The sequence below is a fragment of the Bradyrhizobium sp. HKCCYLS2038 genome, assembly GCF_051167655.1.
Classification (GTDB): Bacteria; Pseudomonadota; Alphaproteobacteria; order Rhizobiales; family Xanthobacteraceae; genus Bradyrhizobium.
Map to the genome: position 1 here is coordinate 13,131 of NZ_JBNPTM010000009.1, position 21,568 is coordinate 34,698.

General features: G+C 66.2%; 18 protein-coding genes. 15 read left to right on the forward strand and 3 right to left on the reverse strand.

The features are described from left to right. The first annotated feature begins 3 nt into the window (after positions 1-3). The 4 genes from trpD (at position 4) to ACQR1I_RS30510 (ending at position 5,210) form a co-directional block, all read left to right on the forward strand. Positions 4-1,017, forward strand: coding sequence for an anthranilate phosphoribosyltransferase (gene trpD, locus ACQR1I_RS30495; RefSeq protein WP_434870136.1), 1,014 nt, complete (start codon positions 4-6; stop codon positions 1,015-1,017). A gap of 15 nt (positions 1,018-1,032) precedes the next feature. Further along, a complete protein-coding gene (gene trpC / locus ACQR1I_RS30500; protein WP_434870135.1) occupies positions 1,033-1,851 on the forward strand; it encodes an indole-3-glycerol phosphate synthase TrpC in 819 nt (272 codons plus the stop codon). Between the two features lie 2 nt (positions 1,852-1,853). Then, positions 1,854-2,348: a cyclic pyranopterin monophosphate synthase MoaC gene (gene moaC, locus ACQR1I_RS30505; protein WP_434870134.1), complete on the forward strand. Its 495-nt coding sequence runs from the start codon at positions 1,854-1,856 to the stop codon at positions 2,346-2,348. Positions 2,349-2,501: 153 nt separating this feature from the next. Further along, a complete protein-coding gene (locus tag ACQR1I_RS30510; protein ID WP_434870150.1) occupies positions 2,502-5,210 on the forward strand; it encodes a bifunctional diguanylate cyclase/phosphodiesterase in 2,709 nt (902 codons plus the stop codon). Positions 5,211-5,444: 234 nt separating this feature from the next. Here ACQR1I_RS30510 and ACQR1I_RS30515 read toward each other — a convergent pair whose 3' ends face one another. Continuing rightward, entirely contained in the window at positions 5,445-6,779 is a 1,335-nt protein-coding gene (locus tag ACQR1I_RS30515) for a S41 family peptidase (RefSeq protein ID WP_434870133.1), read from the reverse strand. 393 nt (positions 6,780-7,172) lie between these two features. On the opposite strand from ACQR1I_RS30515, the gene ACQR1I_RS30520 reads away from it, so the two are divergent. The 4 genes from ACQR1I_RS30520 (at position 7,173) to ACQR1I_RS30535 (ending at position 11,254) form a co-directional block, all read left to right on the forward strand. Then, the gene (locus ACQR1I_RS30520) at positions 7,173-8,309 is read left to right on the forward strand and encodes an alpha-hydroxy acid oxidase (RefSeq protein ID WP_434870132.1); all 1,137 of its coding nucleotides are present in this window, start codon (positions 7,173-7,175) and stop codon (positions 8,307-8,309) included. A 45-nt stretch (positions 8,310-8,354) separates the two neighbouring features. Continuing rightward, the gene (locus ACQR1I_RS30525) at positions 8,355-8,984 is read left to right on the forward strand and encodes an HAD-IA family hydrolase (RefSeq protein ID WP_434870131.1); all 630 of its coding nucleotides are present in this window, start codon (positions 8,355-8,357) and stop codon (positions 8,982-8,984) included. 742 nt (positions 8,985-9,726) lie between these two features. After that, positions 9,727-10,824 carry a rhomboid family intramembrane serine protease gene (locus tag ACQR1I_RS30530; protein ID WP_434870130.1) on the forward strand — a complete coding sequence of 366 codons (1,098 nt, stop codon included), beginning with the start codon at positions 9,727-9,729 and terminating at the stop codon, positions 10,822-10,824. Between the two features lie 64 nt (positions 10,825-10,888). After that, positions 10,889-11,254, forward strand: coding sequence for a TfoX/Sxy family protein (locus ACQR1I_RS30535; protein WP_434870129.1), 366 nt, complete (start codon positions 10,889-10,891; stop codon positions 11,252-11,254). 90 nt (positions 11,255-11,344) lie between these two features. On the opposite strand, the gene ACQR1I_RS30540 is transcribed toward ACQR1I_RS30535, so the two are convergent. Next, a complete protein-coding gene (locus ACQR1I_RS30540) occupies positions 11,345-13,951 on the reverse strand; it encodes an ATP-binding protein (protein WP_434870128.1) in 2,607 nt (868 codons plus the stop codon). A 291-nt stretch (positions 13,952-14,242) separates the two neighbouring features. Here ACQR1I_RS30540 and ACQR1I_RS30545 point away from each other — a divergent pair, with 291 nt between their 5' ends. The 4 genes from ACQR1I_RS30545 (at position 14,243) to ACQR1I_RS30560 (ending at position 17,428) form a co-directional block, all read left to right on the forward strand. Further along, positions 14,243-15,454: a molybdopterin molybdotransferase MoeA gene (locus tag ACQR1I_RS30545; RefSeq protein WP_434870127.1), complete on the forward strand. Its 1,212-nt coding sequence runs from the start codon at positions 14,243-14,245 to the stop codon at positions 15,452-15,454. Positions 15,455-15,643: 189 nt separating this feature from the next. Then, complete coding sequence (gene lexA / locus ACQR1I_RS30550; protein ID WP_012044524.1) at positions 15,644-16,342, forward strand: transcriptional repressor LexA; 699 nt, start codon at positions 15,644-15,646, stop codon at positions 16,340-16,342. 309 nt (positions 16,343-16,651) lie between these two features. Continuing rightward, positions 16,652-17,092, forward strand: coding sequence for a hypothetical protein (locus tag ACQR1I_RS30555; RefSeq protein WP_434870126.1), 441 nt, complete (start codon positions 16,652-16,654; stop codon positions 17,090-17,092). 78 nt (positions 17,093-17,170) lie between these two features. After that, positions 17,171-17,428, forward strand: a complete 258-nt coding sequence (locus ACQR1I_RS30560) for a hypothetical protein (RefSeq protein ID WP_434870125.1) — start codon at positions 17,171-17,173, stop codon at positions 17,426-17,428. Here the strand turns inward: ACQR1I_RS30560 and ACQR1I_RS30565 are convergent. Next, positions 17,383-19,671 (reverse strand): ComEC/Rec2 family competence protein, encoded by a 2,289-nt coding sequence (locus tag ACQR1I_RS30565; RefSeq protein ID WP_434870124.1) that lies wholly within the window; start codon positions 19,669-19,671, stop codon positions 17,383-17,385. The two genes, ACQR1I_RS30560 and ACQR1I_RS30565, sit on opposite strands and share 46 nt — an antisense overlap. A gap of 139 nt (positions 19,672-19,810) precedes the next feature. On the opposite strand from ACQR1I_RS30565, the gene ACQR1I_RS30570 reads away from it, so the two are divergent. The 3 genes from ACQR1I_RS30570 (at position 19,811) to ACQR1I_RS30580 (ending at position 21,546) form a co-directional block, all read left to right on the forward strand. Beyond that, the gene (locus tag ACQR1I_RS30570) at positions 19,811-20,023 is read left to right on the forward strand and encodes a hypothetical protein (RefSeq protein WP_434870123.1); all 213 of its coding nucleotides are present in this window, start codon (positions 19,811-19,813) and stop codon (positions 20,021-20,023) included. Between the two features lie 70 nt (positions 20,024-20,093). Beyond that, complete coding sequence (locus ACQR1I_RS30575; RefSeq protein WP_434870122.1) at positions 20,094-20,753, forward strand: hypothetical protein; 660 nt, start codon at positions 20,094-20,096, stop codon at positions 20,751-20,753. 103 nt (positions 20,754-20,856) lie between these two features. Continuing rightward, the gene (locus tag ACQR1I_RS30580) at positions 20,857-21,546 is read left to right on the forward strand and encodes a hypothetical protein (protein ID WP_434870121.1); all 690 of its coding nucleotides are present in this window, start codon (positions 20,857-20,859) and stop codon (positions 21,544-21,546) included. The last annotated feature ends 22 nt before the right edge of the window (positions 21,547-21,568 follow it).

A 21,568-nucleotide genomic window follows, 5' to 3' on the forward strand; every position in this document is an offset into this window, starting at 1 on the left:
GCGATGAACGATCTCAAGTCGATCATTGGCAAGGTCGCGACCGGCGCGGTCCTGTCGCGTGAGGAGGCTGCAGCTGCCTTCGACAGCATGATGTCGGGCGAAGCGACGCCATCGCAGATGGGCGCGCTGCTCATGGCGCTGCGTGTCCGCGGCGAGACGGTGGACGAGATCACCGGGGCGGTCAGCGTGATGCGCGCGAAGATGCTGCGCGTCGATGCGCCTCCGACCGCGGTCGACATCGTCGGCACCGGCGGTGACGGATCGGGTTCGGTGAACGTCTCGACCTGCGCGTCCTTCATCGTTGCGGGCGCCGGCGTGCCCGTCGCCAAGCACGGCAACCGCGCGCTGTCGTCGCGGTCGGGCGCGGCCGACGTGCTCGCCGCGCTCGGCGTCAAGATCGATCTGAAGCCCGACCAGGTCGGGCGTTGCGTCCACGAGGCCGGCATCGGCTTCATGTTCGCGCCAGCCCACCATCCGGCGATGAAGAACGTCGGTCCGACCCGGGTCGAGCTCGCCACCCGGACGATCTTCAATCTGCTCGGACCCCTGTCCAACCCGGCCAGCGTCAAGCGCCAGATGGTCGGGGTGTTCTCGCGGCAGTGGGTTGAGCCGTTGGCGCAGGTGCTGAAGAACCTCGGCTCTGAAGCCGCCTGGGTCGTGCACGGCTCGGATGGTCTCGACGAGATCACGGTGACCGGACCGACCTTCGTCGCCGCGCTCGAGAACGGCCAGATCAGGACCTTCGAGATCACGCCCGAGGACGCCGGCCTCGGCCGGAGCAGCGGCGATGGCCTGAAGGGCGGCGATGCCGCCGCCAACGCCGTCGCGCTGCAGAGCGTGCTGGACGGCATGCCAAGCCCCTATCGTGACGTGGCGCTGTTGAACGCGGCCGCGGCGCTCGTGGTCGCCGGCCGCGCCAAGACGCTCAAGGAGGGCGTTGCGATCGGCCGCGACGCGCTCGACAGCGGCGCCGCTGCAGCCCGTCTGAAGCAGTTGATCGCGGTCTCCAACAGCTGATCCCCGGAGCGCGCCATGTCGGACATCCTGGCCAAGATCGAAGCCTATAAGCGCGAGGAGATCGCCGCCGCCAAGCAGGCGCATCCGCTCTCGCAGCTCGAGGCGCAGGCCCGCGACGCCTCGCCGCCGCGCGGCTTCGTCGCCGCGATCCGGAGCAAGCACGCCAAGGGCGACTACGCGCTGATCGCCGAGGTGAAGAAGGCCTCGCCGTCGAAGGGGCTGATCCGCGCCGATTTCGATCCGCCGGTTCTCGCCAAGGCCTATGAGGACGGCGGAGCGGCCTGTCTCTCGGTGCTGACCGACACACCATCGTTCCAGGGCCATCTCGACTTCATGGTGGCGGCGCGCGCCGCGACCGCCCTGCCCGTGCTGCGCAAGGATTTCATGTTCGACACCTATCAGGTGATCGAGGCGCGCGCTCATGGCGCCGACTGCATCCTCATCATCATGGCGGCCCTCGATGATGCGGCTGCGCAGGACATCGAGGCCACGGCGCTCGCCCACGGCATGGACGTGCTGATCGAGATCCACGACCGCGCCGAGCTCGATCGCGCGCTGAAGCTGCGCTCGCCGATGATCGGCATCAACAACCGCAACCTGCGGACCTTCGAAACCACGCTCGCCACATCCGAAGCACTGGCGCCGCTGGTTCCGAAGGACCGGCTGCTGGTTGGCGAGAGCGGCATCTTTACCCCGGCGGATCTCACACGGCTGGCGCAGGCCGAGATCCGGACATTCCTGGTCGGCGAAAGCCTGATGCGGCAGACCGACGTGACGGCGGCGACGCGCGCCCTGCTCGCCAGGAACGCTGCGCCCGCAGCCGCAGCCAGCTGACCATGACCGGCAAACCGTCCGATCCCCCGTCTCTCACTCATATCGACGCCCGTGGCGAAGCCCGCATGGTCGACGTGTCGGACAAGGCCGCCACCGAGCGAACCGCCACCGCCGAAGGCCGCGTCGTGATGAGTCCGGCGACGCTCGAACTGATCGTGTCCGGCAATGCCAAGAAGGGCGACGTGCTCGGCACTGCCCGCATTGCCGGCATCATGGCCGCGAAACGGACGTCCGAACTCATCCCGCTGTGCCACCCGCTGGCGCTCTCCAAGGTCACGGTCGACATCACCCCGGATTCCGCCCTGCCCGGCTGCGTCGTGAGCGCCACCGTGAAGGTCACCGGCCCCACCGGCGTGGAGATGGAAGCGCTCACCGCAGTGTCCGTCGCCTGCCTGACCATCTACGACATGATCAAGGCGGCGGAGCGCGGGGTGCGCATCGAAGGCATCCATCTCACCGAGAAAATCGGCGGAAAATCCGGGCACTATCGCGCATAACGGTATCCAGAAGCCTGATACAACTTCGAATTAATTGTTCGCTAACTCAACTTGCTAACCTCACTTCCATAGCAGGCCTGTAGCCATTGCTATGGGAGGGACGTCATGACCGTCCGTCCCAGAACGCTTCAATCGCACGCGTATTCGGGACCGATGACGAACACCAGTCCAGGAAGTGCCTTCAGAACGTCGACCGACCGCGGTGGACCCATCCGCTGGCTCGTCGCCGGAGGCCTCGTGCTGATTGCCGCGATCGCGATCGGCGCGACCATCATGGCCGACAGCTTTCGGGAGCGCGCGCTCAACAGTGCGACGCGCGAGCTGGAAAACACCGTCCTGCTGCTTTCGCGCCATTTCGATCAGCAGATGGAGGACCTCGGCGCCATCCAGCGCGATCTCGCCAACTACGTCCGGCAGAACCGCATCGACACCAGCGCCCGCTTTCGCGAACAGATGGGAAGCGCCAGCGTCAACGCCATGCTCAAGGGCAAGCTGAGCGCCATATCCTATGTCGGCGGCGTCAGCATCTTCGATTCCGACGGCAACCTGATCAACTCCGGGACCGATTGGCCGGTACCGGCGGTGAACGTGGCAGATCGCACCTATTTCAAGCGGCTGAAGTCCGATCCGACATCGCCGCAATTGCTCATCGAACCGGTCGTGGGCCGGGTGACAGGCACGCATATCGCCGTCATCGCGCTGAAGCTCACGAGCCCCACCGGCGAATTCCTCGGCGTCATCAGCCGCAGTCTCGAACCCATCAATGTCGAGCGTTTCTTTGCGTCGGTCGCGCTCGGCCCGGATGCTGCGATCTCGATGATGCATCGCGACGGGGCCTTGCTGGCCCGCTATCCTCGCCACGAGGGCATGCTGAGCCAGAACTACAAGGATGCGCCGATCTTCCGCCGCATCCTGGCCGGCGACGGCAACACCACCGGGATTTTCAGCAGTCCCGTCGATGGCGAGCACCGCATCGGCGCGTCGCATCGGCTGACGAGCTACCCGCTGATCGTGACGGCGACCACCACCGTTGCAGCTGCCTTGGCCGACTGGCGCGAGCAGATGCGCTTCCTGATCGGCATCGGCATCACTTCGGCGCTGCTGATCGCCGGATTGCTCTACATCGTGGTGCGCCGGCTGATCAGCGACCACGAGAACTCCAGCCGCCGTCTGACCTTGGAGAAGGAACGGCTCGACAAGGCGGTCAACAACATGACCCAGGGCCTTCTTCTGTTCGATGCAGCGGAACGCCTCGTCATCTGCAATCAGCGCTACATCGACATGTACGGCCTCTCCGCCGACGTGGTGAAGCCGGGTTGCAGCTTTCGCGAGCTGATCGCTCACCGCAAGGCGTCGGGCTCGCTCGCCGGTGACGACGCCGAATACGCCGCGGCGGTGCTGCGCGACGTCGGCCGCAAGAAGTCGCAGATCTTCGAGACGCCGGACGGCCGATCGATCCAGATCGTGAACGAGCCGATCGTCGGCGGCGGCTGGCTCGCCACCCACGAGGACATCACCGAGCGCAGGCAGGCCGAGCAGCAGATCACTCACTTGGCGCATTACGACGCGCTGACGGAGCTGCCGAACCGCACCCTGTTCCATGAGCGCCTGAAGGAGGAGATTGCGAACCTCTCGGGCGGCCGGCTTCTGGCGCTCCACTATATCGACATCGACGAATTCAAGGGGGTCAACGACTCGCTCGGCCATCTGATCGGCGACGAGTTGCTGAAGTCCGTTGCCGCCAACCTCAGAGCATGCGTGGGAAGCGCCGGCTTCGTCGCGCGCCTGGGCGGCGACGAGTTCGCGGTCGTGCAGAGCGCGGTCAAGAGCCGGGAAGACATCAGCAGCCTGATCGACGACATCTTCGCCGCCATCCGTGCTCCACGCGACTGCCTGGGCCATCAGCTGACGGCCGACGCCTCGATCGGGGTCGCGCTCATTCCCCAGCACGGCACCGAACTCGACCAGATCATGAAAAATGCCGATCTGGCGATGTACGCCGCCAAGGCCGCCGGCCGCCGCACCTGGCGGTTCTTCGAGCCGGAGATGGATGCCCAGGTCAAGGCCCGCCATCAGCTCGAGGTCGACCTGCGCCAGGCGATCGCCGACGATCGGCTCGAGGTCTACTACCAGCCCTGCGTCAGCCTCCAGGACGACAGCATCGTCGGCTGCGAAGCGCTGGTGCGCTGGAAGCATCCGACCCGCGGCAACGTCTCGCCGGCCGAGTTCATTCCGATCGCCGAGGACACCGGCCTGATCAATCAGCTCGGCGAGCGCGTCCTCAACGTCGCCTGCGCGGAAGCTGCGACCTGGCCGGACGACATCCGGCTGGCCGTCAACGTCTCGCCGGTACAGTTCAAGAGCGGCACTCTCGCCCTCAAGGTCGCCAAGGCGCTGGCAGCTTCGGGCCTGTCGCCACGACGGCTCGAACTCGAGATCACCGAGGCCGTGCTGATGCGCGATGACGATGCGCTCGATACCCTGTACGAGCTGCGCGCGCTCGGCGTGCGCATCGCGCTCGACGATTTCGGCACCGGGTATTCCAGCTTGAGCTATCTGCAGCGGATCCCATTCGACAAGATCAAGATCGACCGCTGCTTCGTCAAGGACATCACCGACTCAGAAGGATCTGCGAGCATCGTGCAGGCGGTGGTCAACATCGCAGCGATCCGCAAGATGTCGACCACGGCGGAAGGCGTCGAGACCGAGGCGCAGCGCCAGGTCCTGAAGCGGCTCGGCTGCTCGGAGATGCAGGGCTATCTGTTCAGTCCTCCGAAGCCGGCCGCCGATGTGAGGCAGTTGTTCGCCAGCCATCGCGTCGACGGCTCCGCCGGCAAGCGGCCACGCTCCGACGCGGCGTGACGGCCGAACGATAAAGACCGTCGCAATTTGCGGCTTTCCCGCAAGCCGCATTCAAACCATGTTTCCCGAAGCCGCCACCGGCCCGTTGAACGCGGCCGCCGCCGGCCTGACATATTTGATGCAGTCGGACACGCTCCATGTCCGCCTGCACTGGTCGAAAACCACGACGGGACGGCTTCACAAAGCCGCCCCGTCGGAGAACCGCGCTCACGCGGCGCGGGATCCTGACAGCGATCAGTTCGGCACCGCCGCCTTGGCGCGGACGTCGGCATTCACGGTGACGCCGCGCAGCACGTTGAACGCCGCGTGCAGCGCCTTGTCGTCCTTCTCCTCCGGCGGAACGTAGGACTGCGAGCCGGTCTGCTCGGTCCCGTCGGCGGCCGAGAGATGACCGCGCATCGAGGCTTCGCCCTTGATGTCGGTACGATCCTTCATGTCGTCCGGCACGTCCTGCTTGACCTCGATGTCCGGGGCGATGCCCTGGGCCTGGATCGAGCGGCCCGACGGCGTGTAGTAGCGCGCCGTGGTCAGGGCCAGCGCGCCGTTGCCAGTACCGAGCGGAATGATGGTCTGCACCGAGCCCTTGCCGAACGAGCGCGTGCCGACCAGCGTCGCACGCTTGTGGTCGTGCAGCGCGCCCGCCACGATCTCCGAGGCGGAAGCCGATCCGCCATTGATCAGTACCACGAGCGGCTTGCCCTTGATGAGGTCGCCGCCCCGCGCGGTGAACCGCTGCGTCTCGTCGGGATTGCGGCCGCGCGTGGAGACCACCTCGCCGCGCGACAGGAACGTGCTCGACACCGAGACCGCCTGATCGAGCAGACCGCCCGGATTGTTGCGCAGATCGACGACATAGCCGGCGAGCTTCTCCTGCGGGATCTCCCGTGAGATGCTGCTGATCGCCTTGCGCAGGCTCTCGGTGGTCTGCTCGTTGAACGACGTGATTCTGATATAGCCGATGTCGCCGCCTTCGGTGTGATAGCGCACCGGACGCACGCGGATGATCTCGCGCATCAGCACCAGGTCGAGCGGCGCATCCTTGCCCTTGCGGATGATGGTGAGCTTGGTCTTGGTGTTGACCCCGCCCTTCATCTTGGCGACCGCCTGCTCGAGCGTGAGACCCTGCACCGACTCGCCATCGATCTTGGCGATGAGATCGCCCGAGAGAATGCCGGCCTTCGAGGCTGGCGTCTCGTCGATCGGCGCGACCACCTTGACGAGGCCATCCTCCATAGTCACTTCGATGCCGAGCCCGCCGAACTCGCCGGAGGTGGTCTCCTGCATGTCGCGCCAGGATTTGTCGTTCATGTAGCGCGAATGTGGATCGAGCGACGACACCATGCCGTTGATGGCGCCCTCGATCAGCGCGGGATCGCTCGGCTTCTCGACGTAGTCGGCGCGGACACGCTCGAACACGGCGCCGAAAAGGTTGAGCTGCGTGTAGGTGTCGGCCATGCCGGCCGCGGCCTTGGCCCGGGCGACGAGTTGCGCGCCATCGGGCCCGTTGACCATCATAGTCAGACCGACGCCGGTCACGGTGCCCGCCAGGAACAGCCAGTTTTTCCGCATTGTTTGTGCTTCCCGCGCTCGTTTGTCAGCCGACCGATCACATGGGTTACAAACGACCAGCCGGTGCGATCAGACCACGAACTCACACCACATTTCCGGTTTCTTCAAGGCCGATATTGCGGCGCCATGTCGGTCATGCCTACCGCCCAAATGGACGCTCCCGGCCCAATGTTCAAGGTGGCGCCGGCACGTTCCGTCCGAGCAGACGCGGCCGACCCGGACTTTCACGGAGACCTCATCATCAAAACTCACAAAGCCGTGCATGACGTCCGAATCGCGCGATGGACCAGGCGCGATCCTCCTCGGCGGGTCGCAGTTCGGAATGGCTTGCGCATCGCCCGCCGGATGAGCGATGCTTGCCGCCAAATCAGAACAGGTGCTGGGAGGCAGGCCGTGAATCAGCAAACCCCGATCGAGCCGAAGTGGCGGAACGTCGAGCTCGGCGCCAGTGACGAGAAGTTCCAGAACCTGCATGAGCTGATCCGCAAGGCGCGGACGCAGCTCAACCAGAACGCGTGGGACTACATCATCGGCGGAGCCGAAACCGAGACCACGCTGCGCCGGAACCGGATGTCGCTCGATGAGATCGCCTTCCGCCCGCGCGTGCTGCGCGACGTCTCCCGGGTCGATGCCGCGGTCGAGACGTTGGGGCGCAAATTGCGCCTGCCGGTGGTGCTCGCCCCCGTCGGCGCGCTCGAGATCTTCGATCCCGATGGGGCGGCCGCGGTGGCGCGCGGCGCCGGCCGATTCGGGGCGGCGCACATGCTGAGCTCGGTCTCGGAGCCGGGCCTGGAAAAGACCGCAGCCGCCGCGCCCGACGCGCTGCGCATCTTCCAGCTCTATGTGCGCGGCGACGATGCGTTCGTCGAGGACTATGTGAGCCGCGCCGTCGCAAACAGCTACGCCGCGTTTTGCCTGACCGTCGACACCGCCCATTACAGCCGGCGTGAGCGCGACATCGCCAAGCGCTACGTGCGCGAGAGCCGGCTGCGTGCCACCGGCGGCGATCATCAGAAGGCGCTCAGCTGGCACACCGTCAAGCTGATCAAGGACAAGTTCAAGCTGCCGCTGATCATCAAGGGCATCGCCACTGCTGAAGACGCCGAGATCGCGCTCGACCACGGCGTCGACTGGATCTACGTCTCCAACCATGGCGGCCGGCAGCTCGATCACGGCCGTGGCGCCATGCACGTGCTGCCGGAGATCGTGGCGGCGGTGAAGGGCCGTGCCAAGATCATGGTCGACGGCGGCTTCTGCCGCGGCACCGACATCGTCAAGGCGATCGCATCCGGCGCCGACCTGGTCGGCATCGGCCGGTTGCAATGCTGGGCGCTGGCGGCCGCCGGCGAGGACGGCATCCTGCGCATGCTGGAGCTCTTGGAAGACGAGGTGATCCGCGCGCTCGGCCTGCTCGGTGTCGCCTCCTTCGCCGAGCTGAACGCCTCCTATCTTCACCCGGCGACCGCAACCCATGCGCCGAGCGTGTTCAGCGCGTTTCCGCTGGCCGACATCGAGCCCTACCGTTATTGAAGAGGCCCTGCTTCGGCATCCTCTTCGGCAAAGACGCGCGTCGCAATGCTCGCTTCCGATCTCCGCCCCGGCGCGGCCGATGCGCTGCTGTTCGATCTCGGCCGCGTCGTCATCGACGTCGATTTCGTCCAGGTCGTCTCGCGCTGGGCCGCGCATGCCGGCTGCGCGGCGGACGACCTGGCGCCGCGCTTCGTGCGCGACGAGGTCTATCACGGACACGAGCGCGGCATGGTCTCGGACGCGGCGTTCTTCGCCCATTTGCGCGGACGGCTCGGCATCGACATCAGCGACGCGCAGTTTCTCGACGGCTGGAACGCGATCTTCGTCGGCCCGATGCCCGGCATCGCGCCGCTGCTCGCACGCGCAGCGGAGAGACTGCCGCTGTACGCCTTCTCCAACACCAACCAGCCGCACATCGCGCATTTCACGCCGCGCTACGCCGACCTGCTCGGTCATTTCCGCGAGATCTTCCTGTCGTCGTCGATCGGCCTGCGCAAGCCGGACGCCGAGGCCTATGATCACGTCGTGCAGGCCATCGGCGTGCCCGCCGAGCGCATCGTGTTCTTCGACGATCTCGCGGAAAACGTCGAGGGCGCGCGGACCAGCGGGCTGCAAGCGGTGCTGGTGCGATCGACGGACGACATCGCCGCGGCGCTCGAGGCGCTGGGAGTCTGATCGCGCGTCAGTAAGACGTCCAATCATGCAAAATCATTCTCGCGGCACGCTCTGCCCGAGTTTTGCTTTGTCTCACCACCCTCCTCCAGACGGAGGGCGCAGGGAATGCCGGGCTGCAGGCCGCAACCCATGGCCCGCCTGCAGAAAAAAAGCAGGCGGCAGTCACCACAGGTCCAGCCGACATCCGGCATTCCCTGCGCGATGGTCTTCACGCTTATACGCGATCTCCTCGGTGCCCGGCTTGTTGGCCACCGTCGCCGTCGGGATCATCATCACCCGCCGGCTTGGCATCGGCTTCGGGATGCCAGGACCACGCGACTTCGCGTCCGCAAGCTGCCGTTCGTCCGCGCGCTCTCCCGAGCACGCTGCGACATCCTGCGGCCACCGCATCCCGCACCCCACGTTCCATGACGATCGCGAAGCGCCCCTCCTGTCGAGCACGGGACCAAATCAACATAGCAGAGTATTCGGAAATACAGAAGCATTATTTTTGCCAGGCCGAAGATTGACCCTCGTCGGCTCGGTCGCCGAGTGGTCGCAATGGACGTGCGTGACGTTCGATTGTTCGGGCGAGATCGAGATTCCCGGCGCTGGTGCCTGTGCTCGTATCGCACGACGACAACCATGCCGTGTATGGCGAACTCGTTTGTGGATGCGACACGAGGCGTGGATCCGTTGGCGCTGGTGTCGCTCGCGGCGAGCCGGTACAACGAACGCGCCGGGACTCTAGAGCATCAGACGCATGCCAGCCTCACGCCAAGCCAGCTCGTTCTTCGTCGCTCCGCAGGCTGCGACCTTCCTGCTGCTCACGCTGAACATCGCGATCTTCGCGGCCACGCTGATCCAGAGCGGAGCGCCGACACCGTCCGGCGCCGTGTTGTTCGGCGACGGCGCGATGTATCATCTGGCGCTGCAGCGGCATGAGTATTGGCGGCTGTTCGCCTACGGCTTCCTGCATGCCACCCCGGTCCATCTGCTCGGCAACATGCTGTGCCTGATGGTCTGGGGCGCGCATCTCGAACGCAGGCTTGGCGCGACCTATTTCGTCGTGATCTATGTCGCGACCCTGGTTCTGGCCGGCGTGGTCGGCGACTTCATTCACGGCAAGCCGTACATGACGGTCGGCGCCTCCGGCGCCACCTCTGGGCTGCTCGGCGCCCTGCTCTGCCTGTGGATCCTGGCCAAGATCGAACTGTCGGCCAGCTTCTTCATCAGCAACATCGCGCTCAACGTTGCGCTCACTTTCGCGGACTCCAGGATCAACTGGGGCGCTCATCTGGTCGGCTTCACCGCCGGATTGCTGAGCTGCGCGGTGCTCGATCTCGTCGAGCGGGCGCTTCGCCATCTGCTGGCCTGCAAGTTTCCCGAATTTCTGAAGCTCAATCTCTGGCTGCTCGCCGCCATCTTCGTATGGCTGGCTTCGAGCGCCACCTTGCGGCTCGATTCGCCGTCGCTGATGCCGGCGATGGTCGTGGCATTGGCTCTGATCCCGGTCATGATCAAGCTGATCGATGTGGTCCTGCAGCTTCGCTACGGTCTCGCCATGGTCGTTGCCGCGCTCGCGCTGGCAAATGGTGCAGCGATCGCCGTCGCCGTCATGGCAAGCACCGATACACTCCCGGCAGTATGCCGGTTGCCGCTGCCGACGCCGCTCGCGGGTCTCGCGCCATGGATCGCCGCCGGCTGCGGTCACCTCGATATCGTCGGATTGGTCGCGGGCGCCCTCGCCGCCGGCCTGACCTTGCTGGTGCTCAACGAACCGCTCCGGCGAGGCCTCAGTGACGTCGGCTTCGTCGGCGCCGCGCTGCGGGCGGCGCGGGCGCGCAGCGCGGGACTTTAGGATGGGGCGGGTTCACACCGCAATTCATGATGCAAGGCCGGCCCGTCAGCCTGCAGGCTCTCGTATGGTAGCAACTCCGGACTATGTCGAATATCTGCGCGACCAGTTCATCCCGCTCGGCGCGATCGCGACACGACGGATGTTCGGCAAGACCGGCGTCTTCATCGATGGCGCAATGCTTGGCGTGGTCGCCGACAACACGCTGTATTTCCGCGTCGACGACGACAATCGGTCGATGTTTGCGGAAGCCCAGCAGCATCCGCCGCTGAGCTACATCAAGAACGGCATCAAGATCGATCTTGCGTTCTGGCGCGCGCCGGATCGGCTGTTCGATGATCCCGAGGAATTCATCCGCTGGGCGCGTGCCGCGCTGGCGGCGGCGCTTCGGGTCGCGGCAAGACGGAGCAAGACTGCTGGACGCACAGCGTAAAAGCCGCGGCGGCGCTGAACGCAGGCTCGATCCACCTCGCGCCCGACACAGCCCGCAACCGGGGTTGCACGCCGGTCAACGCTGCTCGTGTCAGACGCCGTCTTGCGCGAGCAGATCCACCGGCTCACGACGGCGGCTGGCATGACGGCCGTGTCTGCTCCAGTGCAGGATCGCTTCGTAGAGACGATTGGGCTGGATCGGCTTGGTAAGGAAGTCGTCCATGCCGGCGGCGACGCACAGCGCGCGCTGGTTGGCCAAGGCGTTTGCGGTCAGTGCGATCACCGGCACGTCGGCCGCATCGCTGCCGAGATCGCGGATCATGCGGGTCGCGGTGACGCCGTCCATCTTCGGCATCTGCATGTCCATCAGCACCAGATCGTAGCGCTTGCGCTGAACGGCTTCGACCGCGTCCCAGCCGTTGACGACCATGTCGGCCCGATAGCCCCGCTTGGCAAGCAGCCTTGCGATCAGGTTGCGGTTGATGTCGTTATCCTCGGCGACGAGGATTTCGAGCGCCTCGTTGTCGTCGGGCAGCTCGGGGGCGAGCGGCGCAACCTCCATCGTCTCCAGCGAAGCCAGCCCACAGCGGACGGTGAAGCAGAACCGGCTGCCCTGTCCTTCGACGCTGTCGAAGCCGATCGTGCCCCCCATGATCTCGGACAAGCGCTTGCAGATCGCAAGTCCGAGACCGGTACCGCCATAGCGGCGTGACACCGAGGTATCGGCTTGGCTGAACGGCTGGAACAGCCGCTCCTTCGACTCGCTGGAGATGCCGATCCCCGTGTCGGCGACCACAATGCTGAGCTGGACCTGATCGTCTGGAAGCCATTCATGCGAGGCCGTGATCGTGACCGATCCGCGCTCGGTGAATTTGAGCGCGTTGCCGACCAGGTTGAGCAGGATCTGGGAAATCCGGTGGGGGTCGCCACGGAGCCGGCGCGGCATCTCCTCGGCGAGCGAGGCCTGCAGCGCAAGCCCGCGTTCTCTCGCTTTCGGCCCCATCAGGGCCATGACGCTGCCGACGACGTTGTCGATGTCGAAATCGATCGCTTCCGAGGCCACCTGACCGGCTTCGAGCTTCGAGAAATCGAGAATGTCGTTGACCACGGTCAGCAGATTGCGCGCCGAGAGCTTGGCGATATCAGCGAGTTCCTTCTGCTCGTGATCGAGCTTGGTGTCGGCCAACAGCCCGATCATGCCGATCATGCCGGTCATCGGCGTGCGGATCTCATGGCTCATGATGGCAAGGAAATCCGACTTGGCGCGGCTGGCCGCCTCCGCCGCATCCTTGGCCGCGGAGAGCGCTTCGCTCGCAGCGATCAGCTCGTTGCGCTGCTCTTCCAGGCGGTTTCGCGTCTGCGTCAGCTCGGTGAGCCGCTCGTCGAGCATCTCCGCCGCGCGGACGCGCTCGGTGATGTCCTCATGGACCGAAACCCAGCCGCCGTCGGGCGTCGTGGCGCGCCTCACGGCCATGGTACGCCCCCCTTCGAGCCGAACGGTTTCGTTGTTGGCGACGAGTTCGAACTTGATGCCGCGTTCCCTGGAAAGCTGCGCAAAACGGCTGAAGGGGGCGCCGGGGCAAAACTCCTGGGGGTCGATATCGTAGAGCTCGGCGACCCGCCGGTTCGACACGATGAGCGTGTTGTCGGCGCCGAAGACACTCAGCCCGTCCGGCAGCGCATCGATGGCGACAGCGAAGCGCTCGTTGGCCTCACGAAGCTCGGTCGCCCGGTCGGCGAGCTTCCGGGTCGTGCGCCAGATCAGCATCCCAAGCAGGATCATCATGGCGACGATCGCCCCGGCCTCGACCATGCGCCGGATGGTCGACTGCCACCACGGCGCCAGCATCTCTTCGACGTCGTGCGCGACAGCAACCAAGATCGGTAAACTGCTGCTCTGCTCGTAGCTGTTGAAGCGTCGGACGCCATCGGTCGATGACGTGATCTCGAGACTGCCGACCGGAGTGCGCTTGAGCTCCTGGAAGAGGCCGCTCTGCGTCATGTCGCGGCCGACATTTGACTCGGCGTAGGGCCGCCGTACCAGCAGCGGCCCGTCCAGCGACGCCAACAGGATCGCGCCATTCCGGCCGACGTCGAGCCGCTGATAGAAATCCTGGAAATATTGCGTGCCGAGCGCCGCCACCACGACACCGCCGAAGCTGCCGTCGGGACGGTTGAAGCGCCGCGTGAGCGGAATGATCCATTGATTGCTGGCGCGTCCACGAATCGGCACGTGCAGGCGCACGCCACGGTCCGGGTCATCGCGATGATAGGCGAAGAAGTCGCGATCCGCGTAGTTCACGGTGCCCTCTTCGGCGATCGTGCTGACCAGCAGCGTGCCCTCCTGGTCGACCACCAACAGGTTGACGAGCTGCGGCATGCGCTTCAGCTCGTCGATGAACCAGGCCTTGAGACGCCTGCGGTCGTCCCGATCCGGAGGACGATGCTCGAGCGAGGACACGGTCCCCGTGAGCAGCGCGTCGGCCGTGCGAAACGTCAGCTCGGCGTGCTGCAGCAGAGAGCTCGTGAGATTGACGGTGTCCTTCTTTCCATCGGTGAAGATCGCCTCGCGCAGCCTCAGCGCGCGCGAGACCTCCACGGCCACGAAGGCGGCACAGGCGAGCGCGATCAGCGCGGCGATCAAGAGAGGGGTGGTTGACCAGCTGCGTCTTGCAGCGTGATATTCCGCGCGAGGCATTCCGTTTGAGTTCCACCATCGGAGTTGGGCTCGGGCAGAGATTCGCGGAGAATCGTTCTCAAACACTGAACTACAACCCGAGGCAGCAGGCCGGCCCGCTTGCGACGGGCAGCAAATTCGGCTTCTTGCGCGCCGAAATCGGCTGAAACCGGCTGGTGCCGGACCCTACCGTAGCACTACGGTCGCGATGCACCGGGCGCGCGGGCAATTGGAACCGACGCTGGCGCCGCGCTTGGCCACGACAGCGCCATTGGCTAGAACGCCCCCACGATCGCTTTCAAAGGAACTCCAATGGCCTTGATGCCGGTATCCGATGCGTTGTCCGCGGTGCTCGCAGGCGCCGAGCCGCTGGCCGAGGAGCAGGTCGCGCTGGACGATGCCTTTCACCGCATCCTGGCGCGCGATCTGGCAGCGCTGCGGACTCAGCCGCCCGAGGCGATGTCGGCGATGGACGGTTACGCGGTGCGCGCTGTCGATGCGGACAAGCCGCAGGCACGGCTGAAGGTCATCGGCGAGGTCGCGGCGGGTCGGCCGTTCGACCGCGTGGTGGGACCCGGCGAGGCCGCTCGCATCTTCACCGGCGGCGTCGTGCCTGATGGCGCCGACGCCGTCGTCATCCAGGAGGACACGATTGCGGGCGACGGCCACGTCGTGATCACCGAGGCCGCGATCAAGGGCCGGCACATCCGGCCCGCCGGCGTCGACTTTCATCAGGGCATGGTGCTGCTGAACGCCGGACGCCGGCTCAGCGATCGCGACCTGTCGCTCGCCGCCAGCATGAACCATCCTACGCTGCCGGTGCGGCGGCGGCCGACGGTGGCGCTGCTCGCCACCGGTGACGAGCTGGTGATGCCGGGCTCCGAGCCCGGCCCGGGCCAGATCGTCTACTCCAACGGCTACGCGCTGCGCGCGATGGTGCGCGCCGAAGGCGCTGCAGCGGTCGATCTCGGCATCGCGGCGGATACGCTCGAAGCCACCGTGGCCGGCATTCGCCGGGCGCGCGAATCGGGCGCGGACATCCTGATCACGACAGGTGGCGCCTCGGTAGGTGATCACGACCTGGTCAAGCAGGCGCTGGAGGCCGAGGGCGTCGAGATGGCGTTCTGGAAGATCGCGATGCGGCCGGGCAAGCCGATGATGCATGGCCGGCTCGGCGGCGTCAGGGTGATCGGCCTGCCCGGCAATCCGGTGTCGTCCTATGTCTGCGCCATCCTGTTCCTGGTGCCGCTGATTCGGCGCCTGCTCGGCCGCGACGAGGCGCAGCTGCCGCGCGAGACCGCCCTGCTCGGCCGCGAGCTCGGCGCCAATGATTCGCGCGAGGACTATCTGCGGGCCCGGCTGGACGAGCGTGCCGACGGCACGCTGGTGGCGACCCCGGTGACGCAGCAGGATTCGTCGCTGCTCGGGAATCTCGCGCTGTCGCAGGCGCTGGTGATCCGCCCGGCCTTCGCGCAGAAGGCGCCTGCCGGCAGCCCCTGCGAGATCCTGCGCCTGCCGAATTGAGCTTTTCTCACCGGCAAGCCCGCGCCGTTCATCATATTTTTAGGATTGCGGAACACACATCGAACATATAGTGTCCGTTCATGATTTGTTTTTAGTATGTTGCGGGCGACGCGAATACGAACGTTCACTTCCGGCTCAGGGACGCAGGGCACGGGACTTGGACGACAACAAACTGGGGACCAGGCCGAGATGCTGACGCGCAAACAGTACGAACTCCTGCGGTTCATCAACGAACGGCTCAAGGAAGCGGGCGTGCCGCCCTCGTTCGACGAGATGAAGGACGCGCTCGATCTGCGCTCGAAGTCGGGCATTCACCGCCTGATCACGGCGCTGGAGGAGCGCGGCTTCATCCGCCGGCTGCCCAACCGTGCCCGCGCCATCGAGGTGATCAAGCTGCCCGAGCTGTCGCAGGCGGCCAGCAACCGCCGTGGCTTCACGCCCTCGGTCATCGAGGGCAATCTCGGCAAGGTTCGCACCTCGACGCCGGCGCTCGATGACGGCGAGCGCCCGGTCGCCGTGCCGGTGATGGGCCGCATCGCCGCCGGTACGCCGATCGAGGCGCTGCAGACCCGCAGCCATACCATCAGCGTGCCCGCCGACATGCTCGGCAATGGCGACCATTATGCGCTGGAGGTGCGCGGCGACTCGATGGTCGATGCCGGCATCCTCGACGGGGACATGGCGCTGATCCAGCGCAACGAGACCGCCGACACCGGCGACATCGTGGTGGCGCTGATCGACGACGAGGAAGCGACGTTGAAGCGCTTCCGCCGCCGCGGCGCATCGATCGCGCTGGAGCCGGCCAACACCGCCTACGAGGTCCGCATCCTGCCGCCGAACCGCGTCAAGATCCAGGGCAAGCTGGTCGGCCTGTATCGCAAGTACTGAGCACGCGACGTCGCTTGCTGGATATGCACGATCGATCGGTGGCGGGGTGCTGTGATCTTCGCCACCGAACGACGTGAGACGCAAAGAAAAGAAGCAAGACGCGAAATCGAGTCGCGCGCGAATGCATGTCATGATGTGCAGCGCGGTATCCTCAAACGCTTGTGATCGCGGCCACCCGCATGCCGTGCAGATCAGCGCAGAATTGCCGCGAAGCGCGCGCTAACATCTCCTCGATGTCCACTCTGATAGAGGCCTGCGCCTGTCCGGGGGGAAGCGTGGGTCGGCTATCTCTCAGCGAGGAGCGATCCGATGTGTGACTACAGCCTCCATGCCGTTGCGTCCCGTCCCGCCAAGGTCGGCGAGACGCTGATCTCGACGACGTTCCGCGGCACCGCGACCCGCGGCTTCGCCAGCGAAAGCGAGCCGACCGTCGCGGTCTGCATGCTGCCCGGCACCGAGCTCGCCTTCGCCGAGGACGTCCGCTACGACAGCCGCTGGCTCTGGACCCGGACAATCCGCGAGCGCGTCGCCAAGTTCAACAGCATCGAAAAGCACATTCCCGATCGCCACCACGACGCCGTCGAGTTCGCCGATGGCCGCCACGTGCTCGTGACGCAGCTCTGCGAAGGCCAGCGCGTCACGGTGCTGCAGCTGCCCGTCACCAAGCAGCCGACCGAGCGCGGCCCCGGCATGGCGAACGATACGCCGACACCGCAGACGACCCCGATCCGCCGCATCAGCATCACCTGAGCTGAACGCGCGGAGCTTACACTCTGGCGACAGGAACGGTGTCCCTCGACCGGCGTTGTGGCCGCCGGGGGTATCACCGTGGTCAACAAGATCGATTGGAACCAGGCTGGCCGGATCATCGAACCCGGCCGCTATATGCTGGCGTTCGGGTGGTTGACGGTCACGGCTGACGACGTTGCGATCTGGCGGCGCGATCCCGGGGCGTCGTTCACGCTCGTCGAGGTCTCCTCGCTGTTCGACGGGCTTGACGGCGCCGAGTATCATCTCGGCACGTTCGAACTATCGGGGCCTCAATCTTCGACGCCCTGCTCGGTCTCCGGCGGCGTCGCGTCCTGACTGCGCGGCGGCGCGCGCGGCGTCAGCGTCGGCTCGAAATCACCGGCGTCGGCTGGCGCCGGCCACCAGGGGCGGTCGGTGCCATCGGCGCGCGCCGGCGTGACGTCGAAGCGCGTGCCCCGGCGCACCAGCATCAGCGCGCCCTGCTGGCGCCGGCGATGGCGATCGATGACAGCCGCGGCACAGTTCGACGGCGCGGCGCGCGCCGCCACCACCAGCGCCGCACGCGCGCAATCATCAGACAGCGCATCGGCGCGCAGCGCCATGGCGACGAAGCGGCCGTCGGCCATCGCCACCACGCAGCCTGCCTCGTCGCAGGACACGCCGTCGCCGAGCGCAGCATCGGCCGGCAGGCGCGCATCGGCATCGGCGGCCAGCCACTCCCGCGTGACGAACACGTCCTTGCCGGTGCGCATCACGTGCAGCCGCCCGTCGCCGCCGCGCACGGCGACCGCGCGGCCATCCCCGGAGACGAGAATGTCGGGCTGCGGCGTCGCGACGGCCCACGCAGTGGCCGCAGCGAGCGCGACGGCGCCGGACCAGCGCAGCGGCGTCCGCAGCAGGCCGATCAGGACCAGCCCGAGGCTGGCCACGATCAGCGGGCCGATGCCGAACGCGGTGATGCGTCCGACCGCGCCGGGCAGCGCCGCCACCCAGCGCGTCACCGCGATCATCCAGTCGATGCCCCAACCCATCAGCGACCACAACGGACCATCCAGGCCGAACGGCGCCGCCAGCAGCCCGAGCAGGCCCGCAGGCATCACCAGCGCGGAGACCACCGGCATCGCCGCGAGATTGGCCAAGACGCCATAGGGCGTGACGCGATGGAAATGGAACGCGGCATAGGGCGTGGTGGCGAGGCCCGCGATCAGCGACGCCAGGAGCAGCATGACGAGCTCGCGCCCGCCCCACAGCGCGATGCGCTGGGTGGCCGACGAGTCCGGCGTCGCGAACAGCCGGGGCATGCCGAACTGCACCAGCGCGACGAGGCCGAGCGTCGCCGCGAACGACATCTGGAAGCTCGGATGCACCAGCGCCTCGGGAGCTGCGATCAGCACGATCATCGCAGCCACCGCGAGCGTGCGGAAGGTGACGGCGCGGCGGTCGACCATGACGGCGATCAGCACGACGGCCGTCATGAAAAACGACCTCTGCGTCGCGACCTCCGCGCCGGACAGCAACAGATAGAACGCGGCCGCCACCAGCGCTGCGCCGGCCGCCCATTTCTTGATCGGATGGCTGACGGTCAGGCCGGGAAACAGCGCGAGCAGCGCGCGGATGGCGAAGAACACCACACCGGCCACGACCGCCATGTGATAGCCGGAGATCGACAGCACATGCCCAAGGCCCGAGATGAACATCGCATCGTTGACGTCGGGCGTGATGGCATCGCGCCGCCCGGTCAGCAGCGCGGTGGCGATGGCGCGCTCGTCGCCGTTGAGCCGGGCGCGGATGCGGGCGTCGATCGCGTCGCGCAGGCCCTGCATCGCGGCCGCATAGCGCAGGCCGAAGCCGCCCTCTTGCGGCGGCGTCAGCGTCGTGATCGCGCCCATCACGAAGCCGGAGGCGCCGATGCCCTGGAAGAACATGTCGCGGGCGAAATCATAGGAGCCGGGACGCACCGGCGCGAGCGGCGGCAGCAGCCGCGCCTTCAGCTGCACGAAGCTGCCGACCTCGGGCGCCGTGCCCTTGCGTACCGCGAGCCGCACGCGCGCCAGCGTGACGGCGCTGCGCTGGCTTTCCATCGACGTGACACGCAGCACGATGCGATCGCTGCGCTCGCGGATGTCGCGCGACTCGACGAAGCCGGTCAGCGCGACCGAATACAGCGGCCGCGCCAGCACCGGATGCGCGACGCGCGCCGTCTTCGTGGTGGCCACGGCAAAACCTGACGCTGCCGCCGCGATCATCACGACCGCCGGAAACAGCCGATGCCGCCGCATCAGCACCGCGACGAGGCACAGCGCGAGCGCAGCGGCCGCGCTTACCCACAGCACCGGCTCGTGATCGGCCGAGAAGTACACCGCGATGCCGGCGCCGAAGGCAATGGGCACCCAGGGCAGCAGCCGCCCCGCGCCGGCCTCCTCCCGCGCCCATTGCTTCAGCCGGGCAGCGAAGGACGACCAGGCAGGCAAGCCGATCGTGGGCAAACCGCCGGCGAGCGCGCCGCGCGGCGGCCAGACATCGGCCATCACGCCCGCGATCCCGCGACGCCATCCCGGCGGCCGCTCCGGCCCCGCCATCGCCCACACCACCCGCTACCCGCACTGGAACGAGGCTACCCAAAGCTGCGCAAACGCGCCTAGCAGAACGGAACGGGAATCCTGGAATTCTGCACGGCCGAGCGGTGGAACTTTTTGCACCGCACGCGCTTATCTGGGTATGGACGCTCACGACATTGACGACCCCTTCGCCGACCTCGATCTCGAGAAGGCCATCCACCTGCGCTGGACGCTGCGCGACATCAAGGCGAACCGGCTCACTCTCTCCCCCGTGTCCGACGAGGATCTCTCGCTGCTCAGCGAGCGCGGCCTCGTTGCGCTCAGCGACGGCCTGCCGACACTGACAGACGCCGGGCAGGACGCGATCGGCTAGCGCGCGTCAGGCCGTCAGCCGAACGTGACGCACGCGAGAATTGCAGCTGCGCCACAGATGGCCACCGCTGATGTCTGGCGCAGCAGCGCGGAATCTGACGGAACTCGTCCTGGGGAAGCTGGACTGGGCGCGATCGGCGCGCCGGGTTTTCCCGGCTCGCTCTGGTGTCATGAGAATTCCAGTCTTCGCACTTTTGGTGCTCGGTCTCTTTCTCCCCAACGCACCCGCCTTCGCCCAGGCCGAGGGCGATGTCCAAGTGGCTCAGGAGCGGAAAGAGCATCCCGATTACGGCGTGCTCATCTTCAACATCGCCGTCAACAAGAATGGGAAGCGGCAATGCACGGTCCAGACGGCCCTACTCAGATCCGAGCAAAAGGAAGAAAAGGTGGCTAAGGTGAACACCGATCCCCTGCTCGACCTGGAGCAGGTGTTCGGCCGTGATCGCGGCGCGGTGCTGGTGCTCCCACCGGGAACATGGACCATCAGTTTTCTCCGCTGCGACTACGACGACTTCAAAGGACCGATTGTGCAGATCAAGATCGCGCCAGGGGAAATCGTCAATGCGGGCCACGTCGTGATCGATCGCAACACCAATGCACCGAAAACCGAGACACACATCAAGATCGAGGAGTTGCCGGCGGACAGCGTTGCCTCGCTGAAGAAGCGCGCGCCACAGACCTTCGCCCGATCCAAGCGGCGCAGCTTCGCGGTCAATGCTGCCTTGCTTTAGCCGATGGTACGGGAACACGGCCTCTAGACAGGACGCGATCGGCTAGTGCTCATCCGGACGTTAGTCGAACGCGATGCACGCGGCGATTGCAGCCGCGCTTACAATGGCGACCGCCGGTGTCTGGCGTCCGCATATGGAATCGACGGAACTTAGGTGGGGAGCTGCACTGGGCGCGATCGGCGCGCCGGGTTCCCCGGCCCGTGTGCCCATGAGATTGCTCGGATTCGCGCTGCTCGCCCTCACCCTGGGTCTTTTCAGTCCCACCTCTCCGGCTTCCGCGCAAGCCCGAGGCGATATCCTGGTCGCCAAGGAGCGTCAGGAGCACCCCGACTCCGCTGTGCTGATATTCAACGTTTCGATGATGCAGGAGGGCAAACCCGGTTGCGTGCCTCTGTCTGTCGAACTGAAGCCCGAGCAAGGACGCTCAGAGCGGGTCGAGGTCAACCTTTTCACCATGCAAAGATTCAACGTCGATCACTTCCGCGGTGCGCTGGCGCCACTGCGGCCGGGCACGTGGACCATCGTTCGGGTGGGCTGCTACAACCACGACTTCAACGGCCCAATCGTGCAGATCAAGCTCGCTCCTGGAGAGATCGTGAACGCAGGCCATGTCGTGGTCAACCGCGTCATGGTCGATCCGGGTGACTGGTGGACCCATGGGCCCAAATACGCAGCGCACATCAAGATCGAAGAGTTGCCGGCCAACAACGTCGAGTCACTTAAGGAGCGCGCGCCGGAGACGTTTGCCCGGGCCAAGCGGCGCAACTTCGCGATCAACACCGCCCTACGCTAGCACACACAGGCCATGCCGCCCA

Coding starts and splice junctions, on each gene's coding strand:
- trpD (WP_434870136.1), top strand. CDS start 4: ATGAACGATCTCAAGTCGATCATTGGCAAGGTCGCGACCGGCGCGGTC.
- trpC (WP_434870135.1), top strand. CDS start 1,033: ATGTCGGACATCCTGGCCAAGATCGAAGCCTATAAGCGCGAGGAGATC.
- moaC (WP_434870134.1), top strand. CDS start 1,854: ATGACCGGCAAACCGTCCGATCCCCCGTCTCTCACTCATATCGACGCC.
- ACQR1I_RS30510 (WP_434870150.1), top strand. CDS start 2,502: ATGACGAACACCAGTCCAGGAAGTGCCTTCAGAACGTCGACCGACCGC.
- ACQR1I_RS30515 (WP_434870133.1), bottom strand. CDS start 6,779: ATGCGGAAAAACTGGCTGTTCCTGGCGGGCACCGTGACCGGCGTCGGT.
- ACQR1I_RS30525 (WP_434870131.1), top strand. CDS start 8,355: ATGCTCGCTTCCGATCTCCGCCCCGGCGCGGCCGATGCGCTGCTGTTC.
- ACQR1I_RS30530 (WP_434870130.1), top strand. CDS start 9,727: ATGCCAGCCTCACGCCAAGCCAGCTCGTTCTTCGTCGCTCCGCAGGCT.
- ACQR1I_RS30535 (WP_434870129.1), top strand. CDS start 10,889: ATGGTAGCAACTCCGGACTATGTCGAATATCTGCGCGACCAGTTCATC.
- ACQR1I_RS30540 (WP_434870128.1), bottom strand. CDS start 13,951: ATGCCTCGCGCGGAATATCACGCTGCAAGACGCAGCTGGTCAACCACC.
- ACQR1I_RS30545 (WP_434870127.1), top strand. CDS start 14,243: ATGGCCTTGATGCCGGTATCCGATGCGTTGTCCGCGGTGCTCGCAGGC.
- lexA (WP_012044524.1), top strand. CDS start 15,644: ATGCTGACGCGCAAACAGTACGAACTCCTGCGGTTCATCAACGAACGG.
- ACQR1I_RS30555 (WP_434870126.1), top strand. CDS start 16,652: ATGTGTGACTACAGCCTCCATGCCGTTGCGTCCCGTCCCGCCAAGGTC.
- ACQR1I_RS30565 (WP_434870124.1), bottom strand. CDS start 19,671: ATGGCGGGGCCGGAGCGGCCGCCGGGATGGCGTCGCGGGATCGCGGGC.
- ACQR1I_RS30570 (WP_434870123.1), top strand. CDS start 19,811: ATGGACGCTCACGACATTGACGACCCCTTCGCCGACCTCGATCTCGAG.
- ACQR1I_RS30575 (WP_434870122.1), top strand. CDS start 20,094: ATGTCTGGCGCAGCAGCGCGGAATCTGACGGAACTCGTCCTGGGGAAG.
- ACQR1I_RS30580 (WP_434870121.1), top strand. CDS start 20,857: ATGGCGACCGCCGGTGTCTGGCGTCCGCATATGGAATCGACGGAACTT.